The sequence below is a fragment of the Pseudomonas sp. GZJR-8 genome, assembly GCF_002916705.1.
In the GTDB taxonomy this organism is placed as follows: Bacteria; Pseudomonadota; Gammaproteobacteria; order Pseudomonadales; family Pseudomonadaceae; genus Aquipseudomonas; species Aquipseudomonas synxantha_A.
In genome coordinates this window covers 315,101-337,788 of sequence record NZ_JXSI01000003.1, presented here as the reverse complement: position 1 = coordinate 337,788, position 22,688 = coordinate 315,101, and the positions used below count along the sequence as shown (strand labels likewise).

Below are 22,688 nucleotides of genomic sequence, written 5' to 3'. Positions count from 1 at the left end.
CTCAGACCTTGAACCGGCCTACCGAGCGCGCCAGGTCTGTGCCCAGGCGCGCCAGCTCGATGCTGGCCGCCGCCGTCTGCTCACTGGCGGTCGAGGTTTGTTCCGACGCATCCTTGACCTTCAGTACGCTGCGGTTGATCTCTTCGGCCACCGCGCTTTGCTCCTCGGCTGCTGCGGCAATCTGTGGGTTCATCTCCTGAATCACCGATACCGTACGGGTGATGTTGGCAAGGGCTGCGCCTGCGCGGCGCGTCAGCTCCACGCTGTTGTCGGTCAGGCTGAGACTGTTGTCCAGGATATCGGCGGTGTGTTGCGTGCCACGCTGCAAACCCTCGATCAACATCTCGATTTCCTCGGCTGATTGCTGGGTGCGCTGGGCCAGGGTGCGTACTTCGTCGGCCACTACAGCGAAACCGCGACCGGCTTCACCCGCGCGTGCCGCTTCGATAGCGGCGTTAAGGGCCAGCAGGTTGGTTTGCTCGGACACCGATTTGATCACCTCCAGCACGCTGCCGATCTTCTGGCTTTCCTGTTGCAAGCCTTGCATCGCCAGGCTCGAGCGGTTCATCTGCTCGGCCAGATGTTCGATATGGGTAATCGCTTCGGCCACCACCTGGTCGCCCACACCTGCTTGTTGATCAGCCTCAGTGGCGGCAATCGAGGCTTGCTCTGCATGACGAGCGACCTCTTGGGAGGTAGCGAGCATTTCGTTCATGGCGGTGGCGACTTGCTCGGTTTCCAGTTTCTGGCCATTGACCCCGGCGCGGGTTTGCTCGGTGACGGCGGACAGTTGCTCGGCGGCGCTTGCGATCTGGCGGGCGCTGTCGTTGATACCGCCGATCAGGGCGCGCAGGTTGAGCGTCATCTGGCCGATGCTGCGTTGCAATTGGCCCAGTTCGTCGCGCCGCGAGGTAGTGATATCGTGGCTCAGGTCGCCCTCGGCGATGCGGTTGGCTGTCAGCAGCGCCTGGCGCAACGGCCGCACGATCTGGCCGGCGATCAGCCAGGCAGCGAGGGCCCCGAGCAGCAGCGCTGCGCCTGTCACGTAGAGCAACATCAGGCGAGCCAAGTCTGCTTCTTTGTCGCGTTGCAGGGTCTGTTCCTCGCTCAGGCGGTCGCTTTGCGAGAGTAACTGGTCCAGCCACTGCTCCAGTTGATTCTGGGTGTTTTCAACAGTGACCTGCGCGTCCTTGACGCGGTTGAGTTGGGCGCGATAGTCGAGCAGGGCGCTGTTCAGAGCGGTGCTGTCGACCGGTAAAGCCGTCACGGCAGACTGAGCACCGTCGAGGGCCTTGAGCGCGTCGTCCACGCCTTGGGTGTAAATCTGCAGTGTGTCTGCGGCCCATGCCGGTGCCTTGGCGCGGTCTTCGGCTTTTTCCAAGGCCAGGCGCAGGTTTTCCACGCTATCCAAGGCTTTCTCATCGTTCTGGTCGGGCAAGTCACTGGAAAATTGTCCAAGGGTGTCGCTGGCCGCCACAGAACTGCTGGTGAGCCCCTTCTGCGCTTGCTCACGTTGTTGCATCAAGGTGGGTAGCCCGCCCAGTGCGGTCTTGAAGCGCGCGCTGAGGCGACTGGAGTCTTGGACTTGCTGCAGATGTGCCTGGATTTTCAGGCGATCCGCCAACTCGACCAGGTAACCGTCGATTTTTTCCATGTGCCGGCCGATCTTGTCGAAGTTCGTCGGTTCATTGAGGGTGCGGTACAAAATCCGTTCGGCGCGTAGTTCTTCACCGGTCACGGCCAATCGAGAAAGAGTGGTCAAGGTTTGTGCACGAAAGAGCGAGTCGTTCAGTGCCTGCCATCCCGTCAGGGCGACAGCAATGCACAGTGCCAGCACCAGGCCGAAGCCAAGGATAAGCTTGAGGGTGACGCTGGTATTGCCCAATACGCGGGTCAGTGGTCGAAACATGATGCACCTCCATCAGCAAAGAGAAAGCGTCTCGCAGTCCGACTGACGCAGGTCAGGAGGAGTGGGAACGCTAAATCTTTTCGGCAAGGGGCGCGTAAGAATTGACCTGAAAGACGTGTAGGAAATTTCACAAGTTGCAGGGAGGACCCCGCACGGGCCACTCCCTGGTGTGAGCGTGTCAGACCCTGAAGCGGCCGACCAATGCTTGCAGATGAATGCCCAGGCGCGCCAGTTCTGCACTCGACGCAGCGGTTTCTTCGCTGGCCGAGGACGTCTGTTCGGATACGTCACGCACATTCAACACGCTGCGGTTGATCTCTTCGGCTACGGCGCTCTGTTGCTCGGCGGCGGTGGCGATTTGTGAGTTCATCGCCTGGATGGTTGAAACCGTGCGGGTGATATTCGCCAATGCGCTGCCGGCGCGACGCGTCAGTTCAACGCTGCTGTCGGTCAGCCCGCGGCTGTTGTCCATGATGGAGGCCACCTGCTGGGTACCGTTTTGCAAGCCGACGATCAGCTCTTCAATCTCTTCGGTGGACTTCTGTGTGCGCTGGGCCAGGCTGCGCACTTCATCGGCCACCACCGCGAAGCCACGCCCGGCCTCCCCGGCACGCGCCGCTTCAATGGCCGCATTCAGCGCCAGCAGGTTGGTTTGCTGGGCGACGGATTTGATCACGTCAAGCACGCTGCCGATCTTGTCGCTTTCGCGCTTCAGGTCGCCCATGGCGAGGGTGGAGTTGCCGACTTCGGTCGCCAGGCGTTCGATCTGGGCGATGGCTTCGCCGACCACCTTGTCACCTTCACGGGCCTGTTGGTCTGCGGCTACAGCAGCTTCCGAGGCTTGCTCGGCATTGCGTGCAACTTCCTGCACGGTGGCGGCCATTTCGTTCATGGCGGTGGCGACCTGATCGGTCTCGACCTTTTGGCTGTTGACCCCCGCGCTGGTCTGTTCAGTCACGGCCGACAACTGCTCGGCCGCGCTGGCGATCTGGGTGACGCCGTCGCTGATACCACCGATCAACGCGCGCAGGCCCACGGTCATGCTCTGCATGGCGCGTTGCAACTGGCCCAGTTCGTCCTGGCGGCCAGAGTCCAGGTTGTGGCTCAGGTCGCCGGAGGCCACGCGCTCGGCGACCTTGAGGGTCTGGTTTAGCGGGATGACGATCTGGCGGGTGATGGCCCAGGCTGCGAACAGGCCGAAGACCATCGCCAGTACGGTGGCGAGCAGCAACAGATACTTGGCCTGGGCCACATCGTGGTCGCGCACTGCGGTTTGCGACGTGGTGAGTTTCTCGCTATGGCCCAGCAGAATATCGCCCTGGGCGCTCATGATTTTAAGGGCGGCGGCACTGGCCACTTGGGAGTCGCGATATTGGCTGACGGCGGCGCGATAGGCTTGCAGTGAGACACCAGCCTCTTGCAGGTTGGCCTGGTAGGGCGCTGGCAGTTGGCTTTGCAGTTCGGTGATTTTTTTCAGGGCATTGTCGATGGCATCAAGGGCCGGTTGCTCGGCCTCGACTTTGCCGCTGTAGGTGTAGCCGCGTACCTGGAAGCGCGCTTGCTGGATCAGCTTGCTCAGGTCAACCACGCTGTTGAACTGGGTGACGCTGTCGCCTTGCAGGAGGCTTTTTTCAATCTCGTTGGTTTTGGCCACGGCATTGTCGGCGGTGTCGCCGAGCTTGCTGCGCGCGCCCTCACGCTTGAGGCCCGCCTGGACCATGGCCGCGAAGGCTTTTTTGTATTGGCTCAACGCTTCCTGTTGTTGTTCGACTAGGGCCTTGTCATTGGGCTGTTCGATTAACTGCGCGGCGGTTTCAAGGCCATTGTCCAACTGAGTAATCAGGCCGGTGACCGCGTCAGTGCCTTGTTCGCCGCGGCGCATATCAAAGTCCAGGCGCGCCAGGCGCAGGTCTTTGGTCAGGCCATTGAGGCTGGAGATAAAACCCAGCTTATCGCCGCGATTGATTACGTCGCCCAGGCCGGTCCAGCCGGTAAAGGTGATCAACAGCGTCAGGATCAACACCAGGCCAAAGCCGACGCTCAGCTTGCGGTTGACGCTTACATTCCCCAGTTTCTCGGCTAACCAACGATACATGCTGCGAACTCCCCTGGAACAAGGCTTGGACTTATTCAGAGGCTATCGGCATGGGCATAGGATTCTGTAGCGCCAGAGATCCAATGTGGGAGGGGGCTGTAGTGTTTTTGGATTTGATATCAGAACAGTCGGGCGAGCAGGGCCGTCACGGCGGTTTCAACCCGTAGGATGCGCGCACCAAGCTGCACCGGCTGTAGACCGGCCTTGGTCAGCAGGTCCACCTCATAGGGAATCCAACCACCTTCTGGGCCAATCGCCAGCGTCACCGGCTCATCCAGCCCCCGGGGGCACGCAGGGTAATCACCGGGATGGCCGATCAGGCCCAGGGTGCCTTCAACCATGGCCGGCAGGCGATCTTCGACAAACGGCTTGAAGCGTTTTTCGATAATGATCTCGGGCAGCACCGTGTCCCGCGCCTGTTCCAGGCCGAGGATCAGTTGCTCGCGAACCGCTTCAGGTTCCAGGAATGGGGTCTGCCAGAAGCTTTTTTCCACGCGGTAGCTGTTGACCAGCACGACCTTGGGCACGCCCATGGCCGCCACGGTTTGCAGCACCCGGCGCAGCATCTTCGGGCGGGGCAGGGCCAGCAGCAGTGTCAGGGGCAGCTTTGGCGGCGGCGGTTGGTCGAAGCTGACTTGCAGCTCGGCTTCACCCGCCTCCAGGCGCAGCAGTTGGGCATTGCCCATCATCCCGCCAATGCGGCCCACACGCAGGTTGTCGCCTACGGCGGCGCGGTGGACTTCCTGCATATGCACCAGGCGCCGATCACGCAGCACCACGCGGTCGGCCGCGATGAAGTCGGCGTCTTCCAGCAGCAGCAGGTTCACGGCTGGGTCGCTGGCGGCTGGTCGTCGTCGGCAGGCTGGTCGTCCGGGTGTTCGCCGCGCTTGCTGATCAAGCCGCTGAACAGGATGCCCACTTCGAACAGCATCCACATCGGCACGGCCAGCAAGGTCTGGGAGAAGATGTCCGGCGGCGTGAGGATCATGCCGACCACAAAGCAGCCGATGATCACGTACGGGCGGATCTTCTTCAGATATTTGACGTCGACCACTCCGATCCACACCAGCAACACCACCGCCACCGGGATTTCGAAGGCCACGCCAAAGGCGAAGAACAGCGTCATCACGAAGTCGAGGTAGCTGGTGATATCGGTCATCATCTCCACGCCGGCCGGGGTGGCGGCGGCGAAGAACTTGAAGATCAGCGGGAACACCAGGAAGTAGGCGAAGGCCATGCCGGTATAGAACAGCAGGATGCTCGACACCAGCAACGGCACTGCGATGCGCTTCTCGTGCTTGTACAGGCCCGGCGCAATAAAGCCCCAGATCTGATGCAGGATCACCGGGATCGCCAGGAACAGCGAAACCATCATGGTCAGCTTCAATGGTGTCAGGAACGGCGACGACACGTCGGTGGCAATCATCGTCGCACCGACAGGCAGGTACTGGCGCAACGGTGTGGAAACGAAGGTGTAGATCTGCTGGGTGAAGGCAAACAGCCCGGCAAAGATGATGAAGATGGCCGCTACGCAACGCAGCAGGCGGGTACGCAACTCGGTGAGGTGCGAGACCAGCGGCATGTGCTGGTCGTTTTCCGGTTTATCAGCGCTCATGGGGCTCGCGGCGGCAGTGTAGGGTCATGGGGCGCGGGCGACGCGACGGGCGTCGGCGCAGGCGTTATCGGGGCGGGAACGGCTTCGGCAGGGGACACCGGCGTGATGCTCTGCTCGGCCACCGGAGTGACCGGCTTGGCCGGCTCCTGCACCGGGGAAAGAATCTTGCGCGCCTCCTGCTCCAACGACAGGATATGTTCGTTGTGCAATTGCCGGCGGATCTCGTCGGCACCGATTTCACGTTCAACTTCCTGTTTGATCGCGTTGAAACTGCGTTTCAGGCGCCCGATCCACAGGCCGGCGGTGCGTGCGGCACCGGGCAGGCGTTCCGGCCCCAGTACCAGCAGGGCTACCAGGCCGACGAGCAGCAGTTCAGAGAAGCTGATACCAAACATTAGTCAGTGCTCACGAGTCTTTGCGGGTCGGCTCTTGGACTTTTTCAGCCTGCACGTCGAAGGTACGACGCTCGGTGATCGGTTGAGCGGCCTGCGGGTGCACAGGCTGTGCCGGTGGCACCGGGTTTGCGCTTGGCTCGGCGGGTTTCTCGTCGTCGTTCATGGCTTTACGAAAGCCCTTGATCGACTCGCCGACGTCGGTGCCGAGGTTTTTCAGTTTTTTGGTGCCGAACACCAGAACAACCACCACCAGAATGACGATCCAGTGTTTCCAGTCAAAAATGCCCATGCTGCAAATCCTCAAGTCTTGGTTAATCAGGCGGACGGGCGCGAGGCCTTTTCGGCGTGCCCGGACAAGCCGAAGCGACGGTCCAGTTCATCCAGCACGGCCTGTGGATGCTGCCCCAGTTGGGCAAGCATGACCAGGCTATGGAACCACAAGTCGGCGGTCTCATAGATTACATCGCTGTAATCACCGCTGATTTGCGCGTCCTTGGCCGCAATGATGGTCTCGACGGATTCTTCGCCGAGTTTTTCCAGAATCTTGTTCAGACCCTTGTGGTAAAGGCTAGCGACATAGGAGCTGTCAGCATCCGCGCCTTTGCGGTCTTCCAGCACCTGGGCCACACGGTTCAGGGTATCGCTCATGTTCAGTGTCCTGCCGAATAAATGGCGTGCGGGTCTTTAAGCACTGGGTCCACTGTCTTCCATTCGCCGTCTTCGAAGACGCGATAGAAACAGCTGTGGCGCCCGGTATGGCAGGCGATGTCGCCGATCTGATCGACCATCAGGATCACCACGTCAGCGTCGCAGTCCAGGCGCATTTCATGCAGAACCTGCACGTGTCCGGATTCTTCGCCCTTGCGCCACAGTCTGCCACGCGAACGTGACCAGTAGATGGCGCGCTGCTCAGTGGCGGTGAGGCTCAGCGCCTCGCGGTTCATCCAGGCCATCATCAATACGCGCCCGGTCTTGTAGTCCTGGGCAATGGCCGGCACCAGGCCGTCACTGTCCCACTTGATCTCGTCCAGCCAGTTTTTCATGTTCGGCTCCGGCAATTTGCGACAGTGTATAACCGGATTGGCTATCGACGCACGATCAGATAAACACCCACCGCCACCATGATTCCGGCTGGCCAGTGACCCAGTTGATTCAGCGGCCCGCCGATCACCAGCATCACACCGCCCACCAGGTGCGCGGCGCCGAGCAGGCGCAGGAACCAGTCGTCCTTGCGCTTGCGCCAAGGCGGCTCGGGGTCTTTGGCGTGGGGCTGGGACATGCGCTCCAGTAGATCGCGGGTCATGTTGGCCAGGTGCGGCAGTTGTTCGAACTGGCTGTGCAGGTTGCCCAACATGGTCTTCGGGCTCATCCGCTCACGCATCCAGCGCTCCAGGAACGGTTGCGCGGTGTTCCACAGATCGAGGTCCGGATATAACTGGCGGCCCAGGCCTTCGATGTTGAGCAGGGTTTTTTGCAGCAGCACCAACTGCGGTTGTACTTCCATATTGAAGCGCCGCGCAGTCTGGAACAGGCGCATCAGCACCTGACCGAAGGAAATATTTTTTAACGGTTTTTCAAAGATCGGTTCGCATACGGTACGGATCGCCGCTTCGAATTCGTTGAGCTTGGTTTCCGCCGGCACCCAACCTGAATCGATGTGCAACTGCGCCACGCGGCGGTAGTCGCGCTTGAAGAAAGCAAACAGGTTGCGCGCCAGGTAGTCCTGGTCTTCCGGGGTCAGGCTGCCGACGATGCCACAGTCGATCGCGATGTACTGCGGGCTCCACGGATTGACGGTGCTGACGAAGATGTTGCCGGGGTGCATGTCGGCGTGGAAGAAACTGTCGCGAAATACTTGGGTAAAGAAGATCTCCACCCCGCGTTCGGCGAGCATCTTCATGTCGGTGCGCTGGTCGGCGAGGGTGGCCAGGTCGGTGACCTGCACGCCGTAGATGCGCTCCATCACCAGCACTTTCGGCCGGCACCAGTCCCAATACACTTGTGGCACGTACAGCAGTTGCGAGCCTTCGAAGTTGCGTCGCAATTGGCTGGCGTTGGCCGCTTCGCGCAGCAGGTCGAGCTCGTCGTAGATGGTTTTTTCGTAGTCGGCGACCACATCCACCGGGTGCAGCAGACGCGCGTCGGCAGAAAAACGTTCGGCCGCCCGAGCCAGGATAAACAGCCACGCCAGGTCCTGGCCGATGATCGGCTTGAGGCCCGGGCGAATGACTTTTACCACCACCTCTTCGCCGGTCTTGAGCTGTGCGGCGTGGACCTGCGCGACCGAGGCCGAGGCCAGGGGCTCGACATCGAAGCGGCTGAACACCTCGCTGATCCTCTGGCCCAGTTGTTCTTCGATCAACGCCATCGACTGCTGTGAATCGAAAGGCGGCACACGGTCCTGCAACAGCATCAGTTCGTCGGCGATGTCTTCAGGCAGCAAGTCGCGGCGGGTGGAGAGGATCTGCCCGAACTTGATAAAGATCGGCCCCAGATCCTGCAACGCCAGGCGCAGGCACGCGCCTCGGCTGAGCTCCAGCTGTTTGCGCGGGAACCAGCGCCACGGCAGCACATAACGCACCGCCAGCAGGAACCAGGGCAGGGGCAGGGCAAACAGCAGGTCATCGAGGCGGTAACGGATTACGACGCGCTGGATACGAAACAAACGGCGGACGGCGAGCAGCTTCATGCGTTATCGCTTGGATCAAGGGAGCGGCTCAGGCGTTCGAAGCGGGCCTCGAGGCGTTCCAGGTCGATTTTGGCCTTGTCGAGCTCACGAAAGCGCGCTTGCGCTTCCCGTTGCCCGACCAGGGTGCGCGATTCTTCGCTCAGGTATTCGGCGAGGTTCTGGTTCAGGCTGGCGAACCCTTGCTGGTACCAGCGCGAGCGGCTGCGCAGGTGCCCGCTGAGCAACTGGGTGGCGACCGGGCCGATCCAGCGCGAGAGTTCGTATTCCCAATCCAGCTCCAGGTCCTGCAGCACGGCGGCCAGGTCCATCAGCACCGCACTGTCGCCTTCCAGCTCCACCTCGGGGCTGTGGAGGATGGCGGTCTTGTTGCGGCTCAGCGCCAGGTGCAACAGGCTGGAGGCCGGCGCACGCAAGGTGCAGTCGGCGTCGGCGGCCCATTGAGTGGCGAGCAGCAAGCCTTCATCGCTGGGCAGGATAAACAGCTGCACAGCGGGGCTGCGGCAGTCGACGGCAATGACTTTGCCGTTCAAGTGCGCGAGCCGTGCCAGGGCGGTGCTGTCCAGGCGCAGAACACGGTTGAGGCCATGTTCGACGCTTGCGAGAAGGCCTGCGAGCAGCATCAGGGTTTGATACCTCGGTGCAATGCAACGATGCCGGAGGTCATGTTGTGATAGGTCACGCGGTCGAAACCGGCCTCCACCATCATTGACTTCAGGGTTTCCTGGTCGGGGTGCATGCGGATGGATTCGGCCAGGTAGCGGTAGCTCTCGGCGTCATTGGTGATCAACTTGCCCATCAGCGGCATGAAGGCGAACGAGTAAGTGTCGTAGACCTTGGACATCAGCGCGTTGGTCGGCTTGGAGAATTCCAGCACCAGCAGGCGACCACCCGGCTTGAGGACGCGCAGCATCGAGCGGATCGCGTCCTCCTTGTGAGTGACGTTGCGCAGGCCGAAGGCGATGGTCACGCAGTCGAAATGGTTGTCGGGGAACGGCAGCTTCTCAGCGTCGGCCTGGACGAACTCGATATTGCCGGCCACACCTTTGTCGAGCAGGCGATCGCGGCCGACCTTGAGCATCGAACCGTTGATATCGGCCAAAACCACCTGACCGGTGGGGCCGACCAGTTTGGAGAACTTGGCGGCCAGGTCGCCCGTGCCGCCGGCGATATCCAGTACCCGGTTGCCGGTGCGTACGCCCGACAACTCGATGGTGAAGCGCTTCCACAGACGGTGCATGCCGCCGGAAAGCACGTCATTCATCAGGTCGTACTTGGCCGCCACGGAGTGAAACACCTCAGCGACTTTTTCCGCTTTCTGGCTTTCCGGGACGTTCTTGAAACCGAAGTGAGTGGTGGGTTCGGCATCGCTGCCTTTGCGCTGATCAGTCATATCGCTGTCACCAAAAGAGAATGCGGGACATGATAATCCCCAAGGCCTGCTTTGTCTTGGCAAGGCTGCAGGTAAGATAGATGCTCACCGAGGCCATTTGCCGCATGGCGGGTGTTCCGAGTCGTTATAAAGAGGAGTCATTGCAATGGCCCGTATTACCGTTGAGCGTGAACATACCCTGGGGAAAGAACAGGCGCGGGCCAAGGCTGAGCAATTGGCGCGCAAACTCGAGGATAAATATGGTGTGGAGTCTTCATGGGCCGGCGATACCCTGAAGCTGAAACGTTCCGGGGTTAAGGGCACGGTCGCGGTTGCCGATGACTCGCTGCGCATCGAGGTAGAACTCGGCCTGTTGATGTCGGCCATGAGTGGCACGATCAAGTCCGAAATCGAAAAAGCCTTGGATAAGGCGTTGGCCTGACTTAGGGTGCCGATTCTAATTTTAACCCCTACTTTGTGCCCAAGCCCTCAACTCCTGCGGGCCGTCCTCCACCCTTTTTGCGTGAGGTGCACCATGGCCAAAGTTATTTTGAAGAAAAAAATCGACGTTCAAACCACCCCCCTGAGTGAGGTTAAAAGCTATGCCCGCAAGATCTGGCTGGCGGGCCTTGGTGCCTATGCAAAGGTCGGCAGCGAGGGCGGCGAATACTTCAAAGAGCTGGTCAAGAGCGGCCAACGCGTTGAAAGTAAAGGTAAAAAAGTTGTAGTTGAACAACTTGATGCCGCCAACAGTCAGATTGATCAAGTAAAGAGTAACGTCTCCGGCGTCAGGGGCTTGGTTGAAGTTCAGCTGGATAAAGTTGAAAAAGCTTTTGACACGCGTGTTGCAAGTGCCTTGAATCGAATCGGCATTGCGTCTAAACATGACGTGGAGACACTCTCTGCTAAGCTCGAAGAGCTGACGGCATTGCTCGAACGTGTCGCGCGTAAACACTAAGGAGACATCGGGATGGCTGTTAAAAAGACTACTCAGAAAGAAGGCAGCTCGTGGGTCGGGGAAGTTGAAAAATATTCCCGCAAAATCTGGCTTGCTGGTTTAGGCGTGTACTCGAAGGTTAGCAGTGACGGCGGTAAATACTTCGAGACTCTGGTCAAGGACGGCGAGAAGGCCGAGAAGTTGACCAAGAGCACAGTCGGTAAAAAAGTGGACGCGGCCAAGGCAACTGCCGGTTCTGCCAAGTCGAGCATTTCTGACACTTGGGGCAAGTTGGAAGAAACCTTCGACAAGCGCCTCAATAGTGCAATTTCGCGACTGGGCGTACCCAGCAAGGCTGAATTGAAGACGCTGCACAGCAAGGTCGATACCTTGACCAAGCAAATTGAAAAACTGACCGGCGCCAAAGCGGCTCCTGCCAAGACCGCTGCGGCCAAGCCTGCAGCAAAACCGGCTGCCAAACCTGCGGCTAAAACAGCCGCTGCAAAACCCGCCGCGAAAACTGCCGCCAAGCCTCTGGTTAAAGCCGCCGCCAAGCCGGCTGCAAAACCCGCTGCCAAAGCACCAGCCAAAGCCGCTGCGAAACCTGCGGCCAAGCCAGCGGCTAAAACCGCTGCCGCCAAACCGGCCACCAAGCCTGCCGCTAAGCCAGTGGCCGCTAAAGCCGCCGCGAAACCTGCGGCTAAACCGGCTGCCAAACCTTCGGCTAAAACCGCTGCTGCCAAACCTGCTGCGAAACCAGCAGCCAAGCCTGCGGCCAAACCTGCAGCGGCCAAAAAGCCTGCGGTAGCGAAAAAGCCGGCAGCAGCAAAGCCTGCCGCAGCGGCCAAGCCGGCAGCGGCGCCAGCACCGGCCGCTTCTACCGCCAACTCGGTGTCCGCACCGACGCATACGGCTGCTACCCCGACTGCAACGCCGGTCACCCCGACGCCATCCAGTCAGTCCTGATTTTTCCGGGACACAAAAAAACGCCCGGTCTGCGAAGACCGGGCGTTTTTTTATGCAAGCCTAAAAAACGCTGCATTTCCAATGTGGGAGCGGGCTTGCCCGTGATGGCGGAGTGTCAGTCATACAGGCATTGGCTGATCCAACGCTATCGCGGGCAAGCCCGCTCCCACATGTTTAATCAGTGTCATCCAGATATTTCAAGGCGAACTTCTCAGTCGCCTTCCGCGCCGTCGGTAACAGATGGGGGGCCACCAGCATCATGATCTGGTACACCACCACTCGCACCTCACCCTCACGGTCCAGAATCCGTTGGTAATCCAGGGAAAACAGCAGGGTCAGGGTGATCTGTTCCACCAGCTGTCCCAGCGCCTGGGTGTCACTGACCAGCTGCCCCGCGGCTTTCAACCGCGCTAACAATGAGGCCAGGGTGCGCTTGAGCGCCGTGAGCAGGTTGCGAATGCCCTTGGCCAGCTTCGGCAGGCGCCCGGCCAGGTTCGACAGGTCTTGGAGCAGGAAGCGGTAGTGGGCCATGCGCTCGACAATCAGGTGCAGGAACAGCCAGTAATCCTCGGCCTCCAGTTGCGCATTGGCAGGAGGATCGAGCAATGGCGCCAACTCGCATTGAAAGCGCTCGAACAGCCCCAGAACCAACGGCTCCTTGCCGTGGAAGTGGTAGTAGAGGTTGCCGGGGCTGATCCCCATTTCATTGGCCACCTCCATGGTCGATACGTTCGGTTCGCCCTTGTGGTTGAACAACTGCAAGGCACATTCAAGGATACGGTCGCGGGTCTTCATCCAGCCTTCTTAATGTGATCGTTGAGCTCAACGCACCCGCACATAAGTGCCTGGCGCTGCTTCCATCGGTGGGTAGTTCTGGTTGCCCAGGGCGGTAAGCGTTTCGCGTTGTACCCCGGAGCGTTGTTGTACCCATTCCAGCCACTGCGGCCACCAGCTGCCTTCGACATGCCGGGCGTCGTAGTACCAGGCACGCGGGTCACTGCTCAGCTTGAGGTTCTCGACGTAGTTGGCCTTGGGGTTGCCCGGCGGGTTGAGGATGCTCTGGATATGCCCGCTGTTGGACAGCACAAAGCGCCGCTCGCCGCCCAGCAGTTGGGTGGAGCGATACACCGCGTCCCACGGTGTGATGTGGTCGTTGATCCCGGCCACGCTGAAGCTGTCCACCGTGACCTTGCGCAAGTCGATGGGCGTGCCGCACACCTCCAGGCCACCGGGATGGCTCAGGGGGTTGTGCTTGAAGAAGTCCAGCAGGTCGCCGTGCAAGGCGGCGGGCAGGCGCGTGTTGTCGTTGTTCCAGTACAGGATGTCGAAGGCCGGCGGCTCCTTGCCCAGCAGGTAATTGTTGATCCAGTAGTTCCAGATCAGGTCGTTGGGGCGCATCCAGGCAAACACCTTGGCCATGTCACGGCCGTCCAGTACGCCCTCCTGGTAGGAGCGGCGCTTGGCGGCTTCCAGGGTTTGTTCGTCAGCGAACAAGGTTGCGGGGCTGTCGATCTGGCTGTCGAGCAGGCTCACCAGGTAACTGGCGCTGGAGACGCGCCGCACCTGGCGCTTGGCTTGCAGGTGGCCTTGCAGGGCGGCGATGGTCAGGCCACCGGCGCAGGCGCCCATCAGGTTGACCTCGCGGGCGCCGGTGATGGCCCGGCAGACATTCAGTGCCTCCTCCAACGCCGCCACGTAGGTGGACAGGCCCCATTCGCGATGCCGCACGTCCGGGTTGCGCCAACTGATCATGAAGGTTTGCAGGCCATTTTTAAGGGCATATTGCACAAAGCTGTTGGCCGGGCTGAGGTCGAAGATGTAGTACTTGTTGATTTGCGGCGGCACCACCAGCAGCGGCTTGGCGTACTGTTTTTCGCTCATGGGCTTGTACTGGATCAGCTCCAGCAGTTCGTTGCGAAACACTACCGAACCGGGCGTGGTCGCCACCGTCTTGCCGACTTCGAAGGCGTGTTTGCTGACCTGGCGGGGCAAACCGTTGTTGTGCAGCAGGTCTTCGAACAGGTTACTCACGCCGCGCACCACGCTGTTGCCGCCGGAGTTGAGCAACTCCTTGATCGCCAGCGGGTTGAGCAGGGTGTTGGAAGGGGAGACGGCGTCGTTGAGCAGGGCGAAGGCGAACTGCGCACGCGCGCGATCATCGTCACTGAGGGTGCTGTCATCGATCCACTGCCGCGTCTGTTTCTGCCAGCTCAGATAGGCTTGCAAGCTGCGCCGGTACAGCGGGTTGAGCTTCCAGGTGGGGTCGCTGAAGCGATTGTCCCTGGGGTTGGGCTCGTGCACGGTCTCACCCAGCAGCACACGGCCCAGTTGGCCGCCCAGGGCCAGGGCGTGGCGGGCGGTGTGCACCGGGTTGCGCAGCCCGTGCGCGGCGACGGTGCGCAGGGTTGACAGCAGGTCGCGGCCGCGCAGGCCGGTGATCGCATTTTGTGCGTTGATGAACGCAGCGGGGGTGGGCGCCGGGTTCGTCACGGGTCTTTCTCGCATGAGCCAACACTCCTTCGTCAAGACATCAAGCAGGCACGCCAATCCAGAACCATAGTCGGTTCCTGGCAACTTGCGCGGTGGTGTGGTCCTTCACACCGCCGGTCGCGGATGTATCACTGCGCGCAAGCGCTCCTCTTCGAGAAACTTCATGATGATCGGCGCCACGGCTTCAGCCCGGGTGATCAGGAACAGGTGCCCGTCATCGATGATGTGCAACTGCGCATTGGGGATGCGCCAGGCGAGCATGCGCATGTTGACCAGCGGGATCAGCGGGTCATCGTCCCCGGCCAATACCAGGGTGGGCTGGCGAATCTTGTGCAGCCAATGAATGCTGGTCCAGCCCAGCCCGGCGAACAATTGCCAGTAGTAACCCAGCTTGCCAGCCGAGCGCACTTTGCTCGCATGTTCGGCGGCCAGGTTCGAATCGCGGCGGAACGAGCCGCCATAAATCATCGGCGCGATGCGCACCACATGGGAGGGTTGGATATAACGCCGGGGGCTGGCCATCAGCCACAGCACTTTGGGTTTGCCCGGCACCATAAAGGCCCCGGCAGCTGTGGCCGCCAGGATCAGCTTCTTGCAGCGTTCCGGGTAGTCATAGGCGAACTGCTGCGCCAGTGCCCCGCCCCAGGACACACCCACGGCGTTCACCTGGCCGTAGTCGAGGTAATCGAGCATACGCGCGGTGAGCCTGGCCAGGCCGGGGAAGCGATAGGGCCGCTTCGGCGTCGAGGAACCGCCAACGCCGGGCACGTCGAACGCAATCACTTCCAGGTCCGGGTCCAGGGCCTGGACGAACGGGAACACCAGCTCAAGGTTGGCGCCGATGCCGTTGAAGATCAGCAGCGGGGTCAAGTGCGGCTTGCCCGGGCGTACCGCCGTGCGGATGGTCTGGCCATCCAGGTCGATGGTACGGAAGATGAACGGTTGCGCCATGCTCAAGCCCTGTGAAGTGTTACAGGAGGAATACAGTCAAAATGTGGGAGGGGCGGTGCGACGATTCGACTTGCTCCCGATGGCGGTGTGTCATTGAGCACACCTGACACTGATCCATCCCTATCGGGAGCAAGTCGAATCGTCGCACCGCCCCTCCCACATTTGGATCTCATTCCAATCTACCGCTCATGTACATAGGTACCTGGCGCCGCTTCGGCGGCGGCATAGGTTTTACTGCCTAATGTCGCCGGGGCTTTTTTCAACTTCCCCGCCCGCTCCGCCTGCCACACCTGCCAGTGCAGCCACCACGAATCGGTGTGCTTGGTGGCGTTCTCCTGCCACTGCAACGCACTGCCCGACAAGCCCTCGCTGGTCTGGTAGCGCGCCTTGGGGTTGCCTGGCGGGTTGAGGATGCTCTGGATGTGCCCACTGCTGGACAGCACGAACTCGACCTTGCCGCCAAACAACTGCGCCGACTTGTAGCACGACTGCCACGGCGTGATGTGGTCGTTGGTGCCGGCCAGGGAGTAGATGTCGGCAGTGACCTGCTTGAGGTCGATGGGCGTGCCGCACACTTCCAGGGCGTTGGCGCGTACCAGTGGGTTGTTCTTGAACAGTTCGATCAGGTCGCCATGGAAAGCGGCCGGCAAGCGGGTGGTGTCGTTGTTCCAGAACAGGATGTCGAACACCGGCGGTTCGTTGCCCAGCAGGTAGTTATTGACCCAGTAGTTCCAGATCAGGTCGTTGGGGCGCATCCATGCAAACACCTTGGCCATGTCGCGGCCTTCCAGCACGCCGGCCTGATAGGAGTGGCGCTTGGCTGCTTCCAGGGTCTGCTCGTCGACAAACAGTGCCACTTGGGTGTCCAGGGTGGTGTCCAGCACGCTCACCAACAGGGTCAGGGCGTTGACCTTCTTCTCGCCCAGCGCCGCGTAGTGGCCCAGCAGTGCGGTGCAGGTGATGCCACCGGAGCAGGCGCCGAGCATATTCACGTCCTTGCTGCCGGTAATTGCCGTGACCACATCGACCGCTTCCTTGAGCGCCTCGATATAAGTAGAGAGCCCCCACTCGCGCTGGGCCTTGGTGGGGTTGCGCCAACTGACGATAAAGGTCTGTTGCCCATTGCGCAGGCAGAAACGCGCCAGGCTCTTTTCCGGGCACAGGTCGAATACGTAGAATTTGTTGATCTGCGGCGGCACCACCAGCAGTGGGCGCTCGTGTACCTGCTCGGTGATGGGCTTGTACTGGATCAGCTCCAGCACATCGTTGCGAAACACCACCGCACCTTCGCTGGTGCCCAGGGTCTTGCCGACCTCAAAGGCGCCCATGTTGACCTGGCTCGGCATACCGCCGTTGTGCACCATGTCCTTGGCCAAGTGGGACAAACCGTCGAGCAGGCTTTTGCCGCCGGTTTCAAAGAAGCGCTTGACCGCCGCCGGGTTGGCCGCACTGTTGGTGGGGGCCATGGCTTCGGTCATCAGGTTGATCACGAAGTGGCCACGGCTGATGTCTTGTGCCGGCAGGTTGCTGTCGTCGATCCAGTCGTGGAGTTCCTTGCGCCACGCCAGGTAAGTCTGCAAATAACGTTTGTAGAGCGGGTTCTGGCTCCAGGCCGGGTCGTTGAAGCGACGGTCATCGCCTTCAGGCACCAGTTGGGATTTGCCGAACATCACATTCTTCAACTCGACGCCAAAGTGGGCGACGTGCTTGACGCTGTGCAACGGCTGCTTGATGGCTTGGGTCAGCACCATCTTGGCCGAGGCCAATAAATGCTTTTTGCGTAACGCGATGATCGGGTTCAGCCCCAGGGTGTTTTCCGAGGCCTGGCGTTTCAAGTCATCGTTATTCTTGTTACTCATCTACGACGCTCCATTGTCCGAAAGACGAGTACCGGCGATTGCTGCGCACCCAATTTCGATACACGACACCAGCCTGGTACTGCGACCCGGGTGACCGTTGATACCGCATCGTCAAATGCAGGGAACTTGCCAGCTCCATTGGTTACCCGAGTTTATTTTTTTTCGCAAGCGGGCCGATCATTGGCCACGCGACAGGGCATTCAAGCAGATGAAATTAGAAAATGCGCTCTAAAGACCAAGATGCCTGTGCTAGAGCATCAGCCGCACGACCGACTCACTCGGGTCGCGGGTTTTTCCGGCCGCTTTGAGCTCGGCCAGGTAGTCGGCCCATAGCGCGTCCTGACGTACGGCCAACTGGTAGAGGTAGTCCCAAGTGAACAGTCCGCTGTCATGGCCGTCATCGAAGGTCAATTTCAGTGCGTACTGGCCGGCCGGTTCGACTTGGGTCAACCTGACATTGAGCTTGCCGAATTGCAGGATGGGCTTGCCGTGGCCCTGGACCTCGGCCGAAGGCGAGTGAACCCGCAGGAATTCGGCGGGCAGTTGGTAGGTTTCATCCGGCCCGTAAGTCAGGCCAAGGGTATTGGAGGTTTTGTGCAGGTTTACTGCAGTAGGAAACTTGACCATATGGGATGCTCCTGAATAAACCGGCTTGAAAATGTGGGAGGGGGCTTGCTCCCGATGGTGGTGTGTCAGTCAGCTCATCTGATACTGATACACCGCCATCGGGAGCAAGCCCCCTCCCACATTTGAAGCAAAGCAGTTCTGTGTGAGGCTTACAGGATATAACGAGACAAGTCTTCGTTCTGCGCCAATTCGCCCAAGTGGCTGTTGACGTAGTCAGCATCGATCTTGATCGCTTCGCCATTCTGCGCACCCGCCATGTCGCCGGCACTGAACGACACTTCCTCAAGCAAGCGCTCAAGCAAGGTATGCAGGCGTCGGGCACCGATGTTCTCGGTCTTCTCGTTGACCTGCCAGGCGATTTCCGCCAAACGCTTGATACCGTCCGCCTGGAACTCGATACCCAGTCCCTCGGTTTTCAGCAACTCACGGTACTGCTCGGTGAGCGAGGCGTGGGGTTCGCTGAGGATGCGCTCGAAGTCGCCAGGTGTCAGTGCCTTGAGTTCCACACGAATCGGCAGGCGGCCTTGCAACTCGGGCACCAGGTCGCTTGGCTTGCTCAGGTGGAACGCACCGGAAGCGATAAACAGAATGTGGTCAGTCTTGACCATGCCCAGCTTGGTGTTGACTGTGCAGCCTTCGATCAGCGGCAACAGGTCACGCTGCACACCTTCGCGGGATACATCGACGCCACCGGAGTTGCCACGCTTGGCCACTTTGTCGATCTCATCGATAAACACGATCCCGTGCTGCTCGACCGCTTCCAGGGCCTTGGCCTTGAGTTCTTCCTCATTGACCAGGCGCCCGGCTTCTTCGTCGCGCACCAGCTTCAGCGCTTCTTTCACTTTGAGCTTGCGGCTTTTCTTCTTGCCCTTGCCCATGTTGGCGAACAGGTTCTGCAACTGGCTGGTCATTTCTTCCATGCCAGGCGGGGCAGAAATATCCACGCCGGACACTTCAGCCACTTCGATCTCGATTTCCTTGTCATCCAGCTGGCCTTCACGCAGGCGCTTGCGGAACAGCTGGCGAGTATTGGAATCCGACGACGGTGCGGCGTCTTCGTTGAAACCCATGCGGGCCGGTGGCAGCAGGGCGTCGAGGATGCGCTCTTCCGCTGCGTCTTCAGCACGGTGGCTGACCTTGGTCACTTCCTGTTCGCGCAGCATCTTCAGGGCGGCATCGGCCAGGTCACGGATGATCGACTCGACATCACGGCCCACGTAGCCGACTTCGGTGAACTTGGTCGCTTCGACCTTGATGAACGGGGCGTTCGCCAATTTGGCCAGGCGCCGGGCGATTTCGGTTTTACCGACACCGGTCGGGCCGATCATCAGGATGTTCTTGGGGGTTACTTCAACGCGCAGTTCTTCGGGCAGTTGCATCCGGCGCCAGCGGTTACGCAGCGCAATGGCAACGGCGCGCTTGGCATCGTCCTGGCCGATGATATGGCGATTGAGTTCATGGACGATTTCGCGGGGGGTCATGGACATAGTGTCTGGCGGCCTCAAGCGGGAATAAGCCTACGGCTTACTCGGCGAGGTCCTGCTCCTCAATGGTCTGGTTGTGGTTGGTGAACACGCAGATATCGCCGGCGATACCCAGGGCGGTCTCGACGATTTCACGGGCCGACAGGTCGGTTTTCTTCAGCAGCGCACTGGCTGCCGCTTGGGCATAGCCACCGCCGGAACCCATGGCGATCAGGCCATGCTCGGGCTCTACCACATCGCCGTTACCGGTGATGATCAGGGAAGCGTCTTTGTTCGCGACGGCGAGCATGGCCTCCAGGCGGCTGAGGGAGCGGTCGGTGCGCCATTCTTTGGCAAGTTCGACAGCGGCGCGCACCAGGTGGCCCTGATGTTTCTCAAGCTGGCCTTCGAAACGTTCGAAGAGGGTAAAGGCGTCGGCGGTAGCGCCTGCGAAACCGGCAAGTACCTGGCCGTGGTACAGGCGACGCACTTTTTTCGCGTTGCCTTTCATCACGGTGTTGCCCAGGGAAACCTGGCCGTCGCCGCCCATGACGACTTTGCCGTGGCGACGTACTGAAACGATGGTGGTCAAGGGGAGAGTCTCCACGCAGCGGGGCGAAAATGCCCTGATGAGAACTCATATGGGGGTGGCGGGGGGGATTTCAACCGTAGGACGGGTGCGCGGACGAGTGGTGTTTATTGATCCGACACCTATTCAAGAACACCGCAAAACCAAATGTGGGAGGGGGCTTGCTCCCGATCGCGGTGTGTCAGTCGCTGAATATATTGACTGATATACCGCCATCGGGGGCAAGCCCCCTCCCACATTAGCCCTGCTATGTCTTCGAAATCAGCGGCTCTGGCGTTGTTGTAACAACAGGTTGCTAAACCCGGCCCCGGCCAATTGTTTCTGCGCCACGGTCAGTTGCTCACGGTTGCTGAACGGCCCCACCAATACGCGATACCAGGTCGCGTCCTTCACCGTGCCGGACTCAACCGAGACCGATTGGCCCAACAGAATGATCTGTGCACGCACACGATCGGCATCCGCCTGTTTCGGGAACGAGCCGGCTTGCAGGAAGAACTTGGTCACAGGCGCGGCCTTGGTCGCTGCCACTGGCGGTGCTGGCGGCGGAGTGATGCCGGCCAGTGCAGCCTGGGCGCGAGCCGTATCGATTTTCGCCGCTTCCGCTGGGGTTACGGGCGTGGTCGGCACTTGCGGGGTCGGCAGGGTTTTCTCCGGCACGGCGTCGGGCGGCACGATCACTTCCGATTCCGGCAGCAGCGTGTAGAAGTCGTATTTCGGCTTCACCGGTGCGGTCGGGCTTGGCGCAGTCTTGTTGGCCTCGGCAATTTTCGTGGCCTTCTGCTGCTCCTGTTTGACGCGCTTGACGTCATCGCCCTGGCCAGGCTCCAGCTTCATCAGAAACACAACGAAGGCACCGACCGTCAGGCCGATGGCCATCCACAGCCAGCCCGGGATCGGCTGCTTCGCCGGGGCCTGATAACGGCTGGCGCCGCGTTTGGGTGCAGGTTTTTTCTTGGCAGCCAACTTACATACGCTCCAGAGTTTCCAGGCCCAAGAGTTCCAGGCCTTGCTTGAGGGTGCGTCCAGCCAATGCGGCAAGGCGCAGGCGACTTTGTTTCTGGGCTTCGTCGTCGGCGGTCAGGATCGGGCAGTTCTCGTAGAAGCTGGAGAACAGGCCGGCCACTTCGTACAAATAGGTGCACAGGATGTGCGGCGTGCCTTTTTCGCCAACGCTGTTGAGCACTTCGCCAAATTGCGCGAGCTTGGCCGCCAGTTCCTGTTCGTGGGCGGCGTCCAGCGCGATCTGGCCTTCGACTTCGCTGAAGTCCTTGCCCAGCTTGCGGAATACGCCGGCCACGCGGGTGTAGGCGTACAGCAGGTACGGCGCGGTGTTGCCTTCGAAGTTGAGCATCAGGTCGAAGTTGAAGCTGTAGTCGCTGGTGCGGTGCTTGGACAGGTCGGCGTATTTCACCGCACCAATGCCCACCACGCGGGCAATATTACGCAGGTCGGCCTCGGCCAGCTCCGGGTTCTTCTCCTTCACCAGGTTGTAGGCACGTTCCTGGGCTTCGGTCAGCAGGTCGATCAGCTTCACGGTGCCACCGTCACGGGTCTTGAACGGGCGGCCATCGGCGCCGTTCATGGTGCCGAAACCCATGTGTTCCATGTGCATCGGGTGGGTGACGAAGCCGGCACGACGGGCCACTTCGAACACTTGCTGGAAGTGCAGGGCCTGGCGTTGGTCGACGAAGTACAGCGCACGGTCGGCCTTGAGCACGCCGCTGCGATAGCGCACGGCAGCCAGGTCGGTGGTGGCGTAGAGATAGCCGCCATCGGCCTTGACGATGATCACCGGCAGCGGCTCGCCGTCGGCGGTCTTGAATTCTTCGAGGAACACGCACTGCGCGCCGTTGCTCTCGACCAGCAGGCCCTTGGCCTTGAGGTCGTTGACCACGTTGATCAGGTCGTCGTTGTAGGCGCTTTCGCCCATCACGTCGGCCATGGTCAGTTTCACGTTGAGCAGTTCGTAGATTTCCTGGCAGTGGGACAGGGAAATCTCACGGAAGCGGTTCCACAGCGCCAGGCATTCCTGGTCGCCAGCTTGCAGTTTGACCACCAGGCCACGGGCGCGGTCGGCAAACTCTTCGGATTCGTCGAAGCGCTTCTTGGCGGCGCGGTAGAAGTTTTCCAGGTCGGCCAGCTCGTTGCTGGTGATCGGGTTTTCCTGCAGGTAGGCCATCAACATGCCGAACTGGGTACCCCAGTCGCCGACGTGGTTCTGGCGGATCACGGTGTCGCCGAGGAACTCCAGCACCCGCGCCACACCGTCGCCGATGATGGTGGAGCGCAGGTGACCGACATGCATCTCTTTGGCCAGGTTCGGCGCCGACAGGTCGATGACCACGCGTTGGGTGTCGCCAGCCTTGTGTGCGCCGATTTTGGCATCGATCAGGGCTGCGTCCAGGCGCGAAGCCAAGGCCTGGGTGTTCTGGAAGAAGTTGATAAAGCCCGGGCCGGCGATTTCGGCTTTGGTCACACTGGCGTCAGCCGGCAGCGCGGCAATGATTTTTTCCGCCAGGTCGCGGGGTTTCATACCGGCCGGCTTGGACAGCATCATCGCGATGTTGCTGGCGAAGTCGCCGTGGGTCTTGTCGCGGGTGTTCTCCACCTGGATCGCCGGCGACAGGCCTTCAGGCAACACACCTTCGTTGACGAGTTGGGTGAGGGCTTGTTGGATCAGCTGGCGAATGGTGTCTTTCATGGTGTTCTCTTTCGACCGCAAGCGGCGGCGCGC

23 protein-coding genes and 1 pseudogene are annotated in these 22,688 nt (G+C 60.5%); 3 read left to right on the top strand and 21 right to left on the bottom strand.

Annotated features, from left to right (window positions below; genetic code table 11):
* Position 1: 1 nt before the first annotated feature.
* From TK42_RS07790 to ubiE, 12 genes and pseudogenes are all read right to left on the bottom strand, one after another.
* Positions 2–1,909 carry a methyl-accepting chemotaxis protein gene (locus tag TK42_RS07790; RefSeq protein ID WP_103733947.1) on the bottom strand — a complete coding sequence of 636 codons (1,908 nt, stop codon included), beginning with the start codon at positions 1,907–1,909 and terminating at the stop codon, positions 2–4.
* A gap of 178 nt (positions 1,910–2,087) precedes the next feature.
* Positions 2,088–2,792 carry a methyl-accepting chemotaxis protein gene (locus TK42_RS27300; RefSeq protein WP_371920241.1) on the bottom strand — a complete coding sequence of 235 codons (705 nt, stop codon included), beginning with the start codon at positions 2,790–2,792 and terminating at the stop codon, positions 2,088–2,090.
* Positions 2,793–2,993: 201 nt separating this feature from the next.
* Positions 2,994–4,004, bottom strand: a pseudogene (locus TK42_RS27295) (methyl-accepting chemotaxis protein); the annotation flags it as partial.
* Between the two features lie 119 nt (positions 4,005–4,123).
* Positions 4,124–4,831, bottom strand: a complete 708-nt coding sequence (locus TK42_RS07780) for a 16S rRNA (uracil(1498)-N(3))-methyltransferase (protein WP_103733946.1) — start codon at positions 4,829–4,831, stop codon at positions 4,124–4,126.
* Positions 4,828–5,619, bottom strand: coding sequence for a twin-arginine translocase subunit TatC (gene tatC, locus TK42_RS07775; RefSeq protein WP_005783990.1), 792 nt, complete (start codon positions 5,617–5,619; stop codon positions 4,828–4,830). The genes TK42_RS07780 and tatC overlap by 4 nt, the downstream gene beginning before the upstream one ends.
* Positions 5,616–6,014, bottom strand: a complete 399-nt coding sequence (gene tatB, locus TK42_RS07770) for a Sec-independent protein translocase protein TatB (RefSeq protein ID WP_103733945.1) — start codon at positions 6,012–6,014, stop codon at positions 5,616–5,618. Before tatB ends, tatC begins: the two co-directional genes overlap by 4 nt.
* 10 nt (positions 6,015–6,024) lie before the next feature.
* Positions 6,025–6,303 (bottom strand): twin-arginine translocase TatA/TatE family subunit, encoded by a 279-nt coding sequence (locus TK42_RS07765; RefSeq protein ID WP_005783993.1) that lies wholly within the window; start codon positions 6,301–6,303, stop codon positions 6,025–6,027.
* 26 nt (positions 6,304–6,329) lie between these two features.
* Entirely contained in the window at positions 6,330–6,662 is a 333-nt protein-coding gene (locus TK42_RS07760) for a phosphoribosyl-ATP diphosphatase (RefSeq protein ID WP_003187881.1), read from the bottom strand.
* Between the two features lie 2 nt (positions 6,663–6,664).
* Positions 6,665–7,057, bottom strand: coding sequence for a phosphoribosyl-AMP cyclohydrolase (hisI, locus tag TK42_RS07755; RefSeq protein WP_005783996.1), 393 nt, complete (start codon positions 7,055–7,057; stop codon positions 6,665–6,667).
* A 41-nt stretch (positions 7,058–7,098) separates the two neighbouring features.
* Positions 7,099–8,703 (bottom strand): ubiquinone biosynthesis regulatory protein kinase UbiB, encoded by a 1,605-nt coding sequence (ubiB, locus tag TK42_RS07750; RefSeq protein ID WP_103733944.1) that lies wholly within the window; start codon positions 8,701–8,703, stop codon positions 7,099–7,101.
* On the bottom strand, positions 8,700–9,323 hold the full coding sequence (locus TK42_RS07745; protein ID WP_005784000.1) for an SCP2 domain-containing protein: 624 nt from the start codon (positions 9,321–9,323) through the stop codon (positions 8,700–8,702). Before TK42_RS07745 ends, ubiB begins: the two co-directional genes overlap by 4 nt.
* Positions 9,323–10,093 (bottom strand): bifunctional demethylmenaquinone methyltransferase/2-methoxy-6-polyprenyl-1,4-benzoquinol methylase UbiE, encoded by a 771-nt coding sequence (gene ubiE / locus TK42_RS07740; RefSeq protein ID WP_003171186.1) that lies wholly within the window; start codon positions 10,091–10,093, stop codon positions 9,323–9,325. The genes TK42_RS07745 and ubiE overlap by 1 nt, the downstream gene beginning before the upstream one ends.
* A 145-nt stretch (positions 10,094–10,238) precedes the next feature.
* Between ubiE and TK42_RS07735 the strand changes: the two genes are divergently transcribed.
* The 3 genes from TK42_RS07735 (at position 10,239) to TK42_RS07725 (ending at position 11,975) form a co-directional block, all read left to right on the top strand.
* Complete coding sequence (locus tag TK42_RS07735; RefSeq protein ID WP_005784005.1) at positions 10,239–10,514, top strand: polyhydroxyalkanoic acid system family protein; 276 nt, start codon at positions 10,239–10,241, stop codon at positions 10,512–10,514.
* A 93-nt stretch (positions 10,515–10,607) separates the two neighbouring features.
* A complete protein-coding gene (locus TK42_RS07730) occupies positions 10,608–11,030 on the top strand; it encodes a phasin family protein (RefSeq protein WP_032878324.1) in 423 nt (140 codons plus the stop codon).
* 12 nt (positions 11,031–11,042) lie between these two features.
* On the top strand, positions 11,043–11,975 hold the full coding sequence (locus TK42_RS07725; protein ID WP_103733943.1) for a phasin family protein: 933 nt from the start codon (positions 11,043–11,045) through the stop codon (positions 11,973–11,975).
* Between the two features lie 174 nt (positions 11,976–12,149).
* Here TK42_RS07725 and TK42_RS07720 read toward each other — a convergent pair whose 3' ends face one another.
* The 9 genes from TK42_RS07720 to argS all read right to left on the bottom strand — a co-directional run bounded on the left by TK42_RS07720 (position 12,150) and on the right by argS (position 22,655).
* Positions 12,150–12,770, bottom strand: coding sequence for a TetR/AcrR family transcriptional regulator (locus tag TK42_RS07720; protein WP_103733942.1), 621 nt, complete (start codon positions 12,768–12,770; stop codon positions 12,150–12,152).
* 27 nt (positions 12,771–12,797) lie between these two features.
* Positions 12,798–14,480 carry a class II poly(R)-hydroxyalkanoic acid synthase gene (phaC, locus tag TK42_RS07715; RefSeq protein ID WP_103733941.1) on the bottom strand — a complete coding sequence of 561 codons (1,683 nt, stop codon included), beginning with the start codon at positions 14,478–14,480 and terminating at the stop codon, positions 12,798–12,800.
* Between the two features lie 90 nt (positions 14,481–14,570).
* The gene (gene phaZ / locus TK42_RS07710; protein ID WP_005784015.1) at positions 14,571–15,416 is read right to left on the bottom strand and encodes a poly(3-hydroxyalkanoate) depolymerase; all 846 of its coding nucleotides are present in this window, start codon (positions 15,414–15,416) and stop codon (positions 14,571–14,573) included.
* A gap of 179 nt (positions 15,417–15,595) precedes the next feature.
* Positions 15,596–17,275, bottom strand: a complete 1,680-nt coding sequence (gene phaC / locus TK42_RS07705; RefSeq protein WP_103733940.1) for a class II poly(R)-hydroxyalkanoic acid synthase — start codon at positions 17,273–17,275, stop codon at positions 15,596–15,598.
* A gap of 249 nt (positions 17,276–17,524) precedes the next feature.
* Positions 17,525–17,902: a gamma-butyrobetaine hydroxylase-like domain-containing protein gene (locus tag TK42_RS07700; protein ID WP_078820086.1), complete on the bottom strand. Its 378-nt coding sequence runs from the start codon at positions 17,900–17,902 to the stop codon at positions 17,525–17,527.
* 149 nt (positions 17,903–18,051) lie between these two features.
* A complete protein-coding gene (hslU, locus tag TK42_RS07695; RefSeq protein ID WP_003171208.1) occupies positions 18,052–19,389 on the bottom strand; it encodes an ATP-dependent protease ATPase subunit HslU in 1,338 nt (445 codons plus the stop codon).
* 37 nt (positions 19,390–19,426) lie between these two features.
* Positions 19,427–19,957: an ATP-dependent protease subunit HslV gene (gene hslV, locus TK42_RS07690; protein WP_003171209.1), complete on the bottom strand. Its 531-nt coding sequence runs from the start codon at positions 19,955–19,957 to the stop codon at positions 19,427–19,429.
* 258 nt (positions 19,958–20,215) lie between these two features.
* The gene (locus TK42_RS07685) at positions 20,216–20,917 is read right to left on the bottom strand and encodes an SPOR domain-containing protein (protein WP_005784023.1); all 702 of its coding nucleotides are present in this window, start codon (positions 20,915–20,917) and stop codon (positions 20,216–20,218) included.
* A gap of 1 nt (position 20,918) precedes the next feature.
* Entirely contained in the window at positions 20,919–22,655 is a 1,737-nt protein-coding gene (argS, locus tag TK42_RS07680; RefSeq protein ID WP_103733939.1) for an arginine--tRNA ligase, read from the bottom strand.
* Positions 22,656–22,688: the final 33 nt, after the last annotated feature.